7 protein-coding genes and 1 pseudogene are annotated in these 7546 nt (G+C 58.2%); 5 read left to right on the top strand and 3 right to left on the bottom strand.

Annotation, left to right across the window (positions count from 1 at the left end; all coding sequences use genetic code 11):
• Positions 1–12: 12 nt before the first annotated feature.
• Positions 13–390: pseudogene (gene crc / locus ACIOZM_RS25325) on the top strand (catabolite repression control protein Crc); the annotation flags it as partial.
• 78 nt (positions 391–468) lie between these two features.
• Here crc and gltS read toward each other — a convergent pair.
• The 3 genes from gltS to rph form a co-directional block, all read right to left on the bottom strand.
• Entirely contained in the window at positions 469–1677 is a 1209-nt protein-coding gene (gene gltS / locus ACIOZM_RS25320; RefSeq protein WP_401218767.1) for a sodium/glutamate symporter, read from the bottom strand.
• A 379-nt stretch (positions 1678–2056) separates the two neighbouring features.
• Complete coding sequence (locus ACIOZM_RS25315; protein ID WP_095187918.1) at positions 2057–2425, bottom strand: DUF4870 domain-containing protein; 369 nt, start codon at positions 2423–2425, stop codon at positions 2057–2059.
• 29 nt (positions 2426–2454) lie between these two features.
• Complete coding sequence (gene rph / locus ACIOZM_RS25310) at positions 2455–3177, bottom strand: ribonuclease PH (RefSeq protein WP_128604619.1); 723 nt, start codon at positions 3175–3177, stop codon at positions 2455–2457.
• Between the two features lie 269 nt (positions 3178–3446).
• Between rph and ACIOZM_RS25305 the strand changes: the two genes are divergently transcribed.
• From ACIOZM_RS25305 to spoT, 4 genes are all read left to right on the top strand, one after another.
• Complete coding sequence (locus ACIOZM_RS25305; RefSeq protein WP_401218763.1) at positions 3447–4310, top strand: YicC/YloC family endoribonuclease; 864 nt, start codon at positions 3447–3449, stop codon at positions 4308–4310.
• A gap of 12 nt (positions 4311–4322) precedes the next feature.
• Positions 4323–4943: a guanylate kinase gene (gene gmk / locus ACIOZM_RS25300; RefSeq protein WP_401218760.1), complete on the top strand. Its 621-nt coding sequence runs from the start codon at positions 4323–4325 to the stop codon at positions 4941–4943.
• A 167-nt stretch (positions 4944–5110) separates the two neighbouring features.
• Positions 5111–5374, top strand: a complete 264-nt coding sequence (gene rpoZ / locus ACIOZM_RS25295) for a DNA-directed RNA polymerase subunit omega (protein WP_016985812.1) — start codon at positions 5111–5113, stop codon at positions 5372–5374.
• Positions 5375–5431: 57 nt separating this feature from the next.
• Positions 5432–7537 (top strand): bifunctional GTP diphosphokinase/guanosine-3',5'-bis pyrophosphate 3'-pyrophosphohydrolase, encoded by a 2106-nt coding sequence (gene spoT / locus ACIOZM_RS25290; protein ID WP_401218757.1) that lies wholly within the window; start codon positions 5432–5434, stop codon positions 7535–7537.
• Positions 7538–7546 lie beyond the last annotated feature (9 nt).

Here is a 7546-nt window from a genome sequence, read left to right as displayed (position 1 = left end):
AACTACAACTAAAAAAAAAGACGCAAACCTAGATATAAAAATTATACTGGCTATCAAAACTTAGCTCATCAGAAGCTCGACATCAAAAACTGGCGCGACAGCCAGCAATCCCCGGGCTTCCTGGCGCCGGAACGGGCCTGGATGGACGAGATTGTCGGCAACATGGGTTACGTTGATGCCCTGCGCGAAGTCAGCCGTGAAGGCGACCAGTACAGCTGGTGGCCGGACAACGAGCAGGCCGAGATGCTTAACCTCGGCTGGCGCTTCGACTACCAGTTGCTGACCCCGGGCCTGCGCCGCTTTGTACGCAGCGCACGCCTGCCACGTCAGCCACGGTTCTCGCAGCACGCACCGCTGATCGTCGACTACGACTGGACGCTGACTATCTAAGCGTCAATTCGAAGTTAAAAAAATGCCCGTATCGCGAGATACGGGCATTTTTTATGCGCCGATGAAATGACCTGAGACTCAGGTCACCGAAAAGAACGGTAGCGCAAGGTACAGCTTGATCACGATGACATTGATGATATCGATGAAGAACGCACCGACCATCGGCACCACAAGAAACGCAATCTGCGAAGGCCCGTAGCGCTGCGTCACCGCCTGCATGTTGGCGATGGCCGTCGGCGTTGCACCCAGCCCGAAGCCGCAATGCCCTGCCGCCAATACTGCCGCATCGTAATTGCGACCCATGACCCTGAACGTCACGAAAATCGCGAACAGCGCCATGACCAGAGTTTGCGCGGCCAGAATGATGAAAATCGGCAAGGCCAATGCCGCCAGATCCCAAAGCTTCAGAGACATCAAGGCAATCGCCAGAAACAGCGACAGGCTGACATTGCCCAGCACCGAAACTTCACGCTCGAATACCTGATACAGGCCCAGCGCCGAAAGCCCGTTGCGCAAAACCACGCCGACGAACAGCACGCAGACGAAGGTCGGCAACTCAAGTGCCGTGCCTTGCAGGAAGCCGTTCAGAAGATTGCCGGCCAGCAAGCTGACGGCGATCAGCGCCAGAGTCTCGATAAACGAAAATGGCGTAATCGAGCGCTCTTTGTTCGGCTGCTCAAAGCCCTTTGGTAACCGGGGAGCTTCCTGAGATTGGCAACCGGGCACCTGAACACGCTTGATCAGCAGGCGAGCGACCGGACCACCAATCAAACCGCCCAGCACCAGACCAAACGTCGCGGAGGCAATCGCCAACTCGGAAGCCGAGGCCAGACCGTACTTCTCGCTGAACACCGTCCCCCATGCCGCGCCGGTACCGTGACCGCCCGACAACGTAATCGAACCGGTCAGCAGACCCATCAATGGATCGAGACCGAGCATTGTGGCGAGGCCGATGCCCATGGCGTTCTGAACGACCAGCAGACCGGCCACCGCCAGCAGAAAAATGCCGACTACGCGACCGCCCTTCCTCAGGCTGGCGAAGTCTGCACTCAAACCGATGGTGGCGAAGAACGCCAGCATCAATGGCGTCTGCAATGAAGTATCGAAGCGCACTTCAATTTCGAAAGTTCGTAATACCAGCAGAACCAGGGCAACCAACAGGCCACCGGCAACAGGTTCAGGGATATTGTAATTACGCAGGAAACCCACTCGTGTAACCAGTCCGCGCCCTAGCAAAAGCACTAAAGAGGCGGCCACAAGCGTTCCGTAAAAATCGAGCTGAATCATTGGGATTATTCTTGGCTGTATATTCACAAGCGCACTTTTCTACCTAAGCACGGCTCATGAATCGGCTGAGTGTCTCAACGCTGATTGCTTGAAATTCAAGGACCTTCGATGGCTTGAATATGTCGAAATATTTCAGAGGGAATATGACGTGGGGCAACTTTATCAACCGCCAAGTGGCATTGCCAAGGACATACCCGACGTAGGGGCATTGCAGTTGTGACTAAACATGTAAGAGTTTTCTTTAGGAAAATTCCTATTGCATTTTGTTATCGCGGATATATCACCCGAGCATGTAGTTAATTGTGGCGCTAAAACAAAAATGCCCTGACAAGTCAGGGCATTTGTTTACTGCTTCTTCACAGGGGCTCTGCATTGATCGCTATTTGATCAGCCGCCAAGTGAACGGATACCGATAAGGGAACCCGTCATTGGCCTTCACCCCGGCAATGATCGTCAGCACCAGCGCACCGATGGCCAGCAGGCCAAGCAGGAAGAAGCCGATAATCAGCAACATCAACAGCAGGCAGATGGCCGAGGCAATCGCCACGGTGATCTGGAAATTCAGCGCTTCTTTACCCTGAGCATCGATGAACGGATCGGTTTCGCGCTTCATCTGCCACAGAATCAGTGGCCCGATCAGGTTGCCGAACGGAATCCAGATCCCCAGCAAGGCGGACAAATGACAAAACATCGCCCATTGACGAACCTCCTGGCTCGGTTTGGGCAGCAGCTCTTGCTCGTCACTCATCGCGGACTCCTTGCGGGTTATGAACCTGCTCAGTCGGCCAGTGCAGCCTTTTGCAGGTCGAAAATCTCGTTCATGCCTTTCTTCGCCAGCTCAAGCATGGCGTTCAGCTCTTCAGGCTGGAACGGCGCGCCTTCAGCGGTGCCCTGAACTTCGATGAAGCCGCCGGAGCTGGTCATCACTACGTTGAGGTCAGTCTCGGCAGCGGAATCTTCAAGATAGTCCAGATCCAGCACTGGCTCGCCCTGATACATGCCAACCGACACGGCGCCGATCATTTGCTTGAGCGGGTCGCCGCCTTTCAGGCCGCCGCGTTTCTTGATCACTTTCAGAGCATCGACCAGCGCAACCATGGCGCCGGTGATCGACGCAGTGCGGGTACCGCCGTCAGCCTGGATCACGTCGCAGTCGACGTACAGAGTGACGTCGCCCAGCTTGGACATGTCCAGCGCGGCGCGCAGCGAACGACCGATCAGACGCTGGATTTCCAGAGTACGACCGCCCTGTTTGCCACGGCTTGCTTCACGTTGGTTACGCTCGCCAGTGGCGCGCGGCAGCATGCCGTATTCAGCGGTCAACCAGCCTTGGCCCTGACCTTTGAGGAAACGCGGCACGCCGTTTTCGACGCTGACGGTGCAGATGACTTTGGTATCACCGAATTCGACCAGTACAGATCCCTCGGCGTGTTTGGTGTAGTTGCGGGTAATGCGGATCGAGCGGAGCTGATCGGCAGCGCGACCACTTGGACGTTTCATAGGGAATACCTGTACTGGGGACGGAAAACTGCCGAGCATTATAGAGCCGTGCACCGCGACTGGGCACGGGTTAAAAATTTCGCCCGACGATCGAAGGCCCTGAAACGTACTTACCCGACGGCCTGCAGCCCTTTGTCACACCGTGTGTTTGGGCGCATTCGCCGCACTGCGCTACAATCCTGCGCCTTTGCTGCCAGTCGGCTTAAATTCATTGATATCGAGCTGCGGAGCCTACGCTCCGAGTCGATCTGCATTGCGAGGTCACCGCCATGGTGCACAGCATGACCGCCTTCGCCCGCGTTGAAAAAGCCGGCGTTCAGGGCACCCTGAGCTGGGAACTGCGTTCGGTCAACAGCCGCTATCTGGAACCTCACCTGCGCCTGCCGGAGTCGTTTCGCGACCTCGAAGGCGCCGTGCGTGAAGCGCTGCGTCAGGGCCTGTCGCGAGGCAAACTCGAATGCACCTTGCGCTTCACTGAAGAAAGCACCGGCAAGCCGTTGCAAGTGGACCGCGAGCGCGCCGCGCAATTGGTCGCCGCCGCTGAAACCGTCGCCAGCCTGATCAAGAACCCGGCGGCGTTGAATCCTCTGGAAGTGCTGGCCTGGCCCGGCGTGCTGGTCGCCGACGCCAGCGACCCGCAGGCACTGAATGCCGACGCACTGGCTCTGTTCAATCAAGGTCTGAAAGACCTCAAGGCTGGCCGCGAGCGCGAAGGTTCGGAACTGGCACGCCTGATCAACGAGCGCCTGACGTCGATTGAAGAAGATGTCGTGACCCTGCGCGATCTGGTTCCGCAGATGCTCGCGACCCAGCGCCAGAAGGTCCTCGATCGCTTCGCCGACATGAAGGCCGAGCTTGATCCGCAGCGTCTCGAACAGGAAATGGTCATGCTCGCGCAAAAGAGCGACGTGGCCGAAGAACTGGACCGCTTGAGCACCCACATCATTGAAGTTCGCCGGGTTCTCAAGTCCGGCGGCGCCGCCGGGCGACGCCTGGACTTCCTGATGCAGGAACTCAACCGCGAAGCCAACACACTGGGCTCCAAGGCCTTCGACCCGCGCAGCACCCAAGCCGCCGTCAACCTCAAAGTGTTGATCGAGCAGATGCGCGAACAAGTGCAGAATATTGAGTAAGGCTACCCCGACATGACCCACAGCACCGGCACCCTGTACATCATTTCCGCCCCATCGGGCGCGGGCAAGAGCAGTCTGGTCAAGGCTTTGACCGACGCCAATCCGGAGATCCGCGTCTCGGTCTCCCACACCACCCGCGCCATGCGTCCCGGTGAAGAAAATGGCGTGAACTATCACTTCGTCGAACGCAGCGAGTTCGTGAAGATGATCGAGCACGGTGATTTCCTGGAGCGCGCCGAAGTCTTCGGCAACCTCTATGGCACCTCGCAAAGCCACCTGCAACAGACCCTGGACGAAGGCCACGACCTGATTCTGGAAATCGACTGGCAGGGCGCCGAGCAAGTGCGCAAGCTGATGCCGCAGGCGCGTTCGATCTTCATTCTGCCGCCATCGTTGCAGGCCTTGCACCAGCGCCTGACCAATCGCGGTCAGGACAGCGACGAGATCATCGACGGCCGGATGCGTGAAGCCGTCAGCGAGATGAGCCACTACGTCGACTACGACTACCTGATCATCAACGACGATTTCGCCCACGCGCTGGACGATCTGAAGGCGATTTTCCGTGCCAATCAGCTGGCACAGAAGCGCCAACAGCAGCGTTTCGGCAAATTGCTCGCTGAATTGCTCGGCTAATCAGCGCTTCCCAAAACCGCTGCAAGCGCTTTACATTGGCACTTGCAGCGCGTTGAAGGGCCTGGTCAAAAAATCAGCGCTTCCCTAATCGCTGGTGATTTTTTAAACTGTTGAGTCCGCTCGCCCAACCGGGCAGCGCGCATATTGCATTCGCTCCGAGGAATACCATGGCCCGCGTAACCGTTGAAGACTGCCTGAACCACGTGGAAAACCGTTTTGAACTGGTCATGCTGTCCACCAAGCGTGCCCGTCAACTGGCCACCGGCGGCAAAGAGCCTCTGGTTCAGTGGGAAAACGACAAGCCTACCGTTGTTGCCCTGCGTGAAATCGCTGAAGGCCTGATGAGCTACGAGTTCATCGCCGAGCAGGAAATCGTTCAGGACGAGCCGCTGTTCGCAGCGTTCGAAGACGAGTCCAACGAGGCCGTCTAAGCCTATGCCTGGTCGACGTAGCACGGCGCGGGAATACAGACTACGGCAGGAGTCATCATGCCGAGCATAGACGCCCTCGCCGATCGCTTATCGACCTATCTCGGCAAGGACCAGGTAAACCTGGTTCGCCGAGCGTACTTCTACGCCGAACAAGCCCATGACGGTCAACGCCGTCGCAGCGGCGAGGCGTACGTCACGCACCCTCTTGCGGTGGCGAATATTCTTGCCGACATGCACATGGACCATCAGAGTTTGATGGCTGCGATGCTGCATGACGTGATCGAAGACACCGGTATTGCCAAAGAAGCGCTGCAAGCGCAGGTCTGTGAAACCGTGGCCGATCTGGTCGACGGGGTCAGCAAACTGACCCAGATGAACTTCGAGACCAAGGCCGAAGCCCAGGCTGAAAACTTCCAGAAAATGGCCATGGCCATGGCACGCGACATTCGCGTGATCCTGGTCAAACTCGCCGACCGCTTGCACAACATGCGCACGCTGGAAGTGCTGTCCGGCGAAAAACGCCGGCGCATCGCCAAGGAAACCCTCGAAATCTATGCACCCATCGCCAATCGGCTGGGTATGCACGCGATTCGCATAGAGTTCGAAGACCTCGGCTTCAAGGCCATGCACCCGATGCGTTCCGCGCGGATCTACCAGGCCGTCAAACGCGCCCGGGGCAACCGCAAGGAAATCGTCAACAAGATCGAAGAATCCCTCGCACATTGCCTGGCCATCGATGAGATCCAGGGCGAAGTCAGCGGTCGCCAGAAACACCTCTACGGCATCTACAAGAAAATGCGCGGCAAGCGTCGGGCCTTCAACGAGATCATGGACGTCTATGCGTTCCGGATCATCGTCGACAAGGTCGATACCTGCTACCGCGTGCTCGGCGCTGTACACAATTTGTACAAACCGTTGCCTGGGCGCTTCAAGGAGTACATCGCGATCCCCAAGGCCAACGGCTATCAGTCGCTGCACACCACGCTGTTCGGCATGCACGGTGTACCGATCGAGATTCAGATCCGCACCCGCGAAATGGAAGAGATGGCCAACAACGGCATCGCCGCCCATTGGCTGTACAAATCCAGCGGCGACGAGCAGCCGAAAGGCACCCATGCCCGCGCCCGCCAGTGGGTCAAAGGCGTGCTGGAAATGCAGCAACGCGCCGGCAACTCGCTGGAATTCATCGAGAGCGTGAAGATCGACCTGTTCCCGGACGAGGTCTACGTGTTCACGCCAAAAGGCCGGATCATGGAGCTGCCGAAAGGCTCCACGGCGGTCGACTTTGCCTACGCGGTACACACCGACGTTGGCAACAGCTGCATCGCTTGCCGGATCAACCGACGTCTCGCACCGCTGTCCGAACCGCTGCAAAGCGGCTCCACGGTGGAGATCGTCAGCGCGCCCGGCGCCAGGCCGAACCCGGCGTGGCTCAACTTCGTGGTCACCGGCAAGGCGCGCACGCACATCCGCCATGCGCTGAAACTGCAACGCCGTTCCGAGTCCATCAGCCTTGGCGAACGCCTGCTGAACAAGGTGCTCAACGGTTTCGACAGCTCGCTGGAAAAAATTCCGGCCGAGCGCGTCAAGGCGATGCTCTCCGAATACCGCCTCGAGCTGATCGAAGATTTGCTGGAAGACATCGGTCTCGGTAATCGCATGGCCTACGTGGTGGCGCGCCGCCTGCTCGGCGAAGGCGAACAGTTGCCAAGCCCGGAAGGCCCGCTGGCGATTCGCGGTACCGAAGGTCTGGTACTCAGCTACGCCAAATGCTGCACGCCGATCCCGGGCGACCCGATTGTCGGGCACCTGTCGGCGGGCAAAGGCATGGTTGTGCACCTGGACAACTGCCGCAACATCAGCGAGATCAGGCACAACCCGGAAAAATGCATCCAGCTCTCCTGGGCCAAGGATGTCACCGGCGAATTCAACGTCGAACTGCGCGTCGAGCTGGAACATCAGCGCGGCCTGATCGCACTGCTGGCCAGCAGCGTCAACGCAGCCGACGGCAATATAGAGAAAATCAGCATGGACGAACGCGATGGTCGCATCAGCGTCGTGCAACTGGTGGTCAGCGTCCACGACCGTGTGCACCTGGCCCGCGTGATCAAGAAACTGCGCGCTCTGACCGGGGTCATCCGCATCACCCGCATGCGTGCATAACTGAACCAT

The organism is Pseudomonas sp. NPDC087346, from assembly GCF_044744235.1.
GTDB lineage: Bacteria > Pseudomonadota > Gammaproteobacteria > Pseudomonadales > Pseudomonadaceae > Aquipseudomonas.
This window is presented reverse-complemented; position numbering and strand designations above follow the sequence as displayed.

Bases quoted from the DNA above. Each gene is read 5' to 3' on its own strand.
- gltS (WP_401218767.1), bottom strand. From the start codon at position 1,677: ATGATTCAGCTCGATTTTTACGGAACGCTTGTGGCCGCCTCTTTAGTG.
- ACIOZM_RS25315 (WP_095187918.1), bottom strand. From the start codon at position 2,425: ATGAGTGACGAGCAAGAGCTGCTGCCCAAACCGAGCCAGGAGGTTCGT.
- rph (WP_128604619.1), bottom strand. From the start codon at position 3,177: ATGAAACGTCCAAGTGGTCGCGCTGCCGATCAGCTCCGCTCGATCCGC.
- ACIOZM_RS25305 (WP_401218763.1), top strand. From the start codon at position 3,447: ATGGTGCACAGCATGACCGCCTTCGCCCGCGTTGAAAAAGCCGGCGTT.
- gmk (WP_401218760.1), top strand. From the start codon at position 4,323: ATGACCCACAGCACCGGCACCCTGTACATCATTTCCGCCCCATCGGGC.
- rpoZ (WP_016985812.1), top strand. From the start codon at position 5,111: ATGGCCCGCGTAACCGTTGAAGACTGCCTGAACCACGTGGAAAACCGT.
- spoT (WP_401218757.1), top strand. From the start codon at position 5,432: ATGCCGAGCATAGACGCCCTCGCCGATCGCTTATCGACCTATCTCGGC.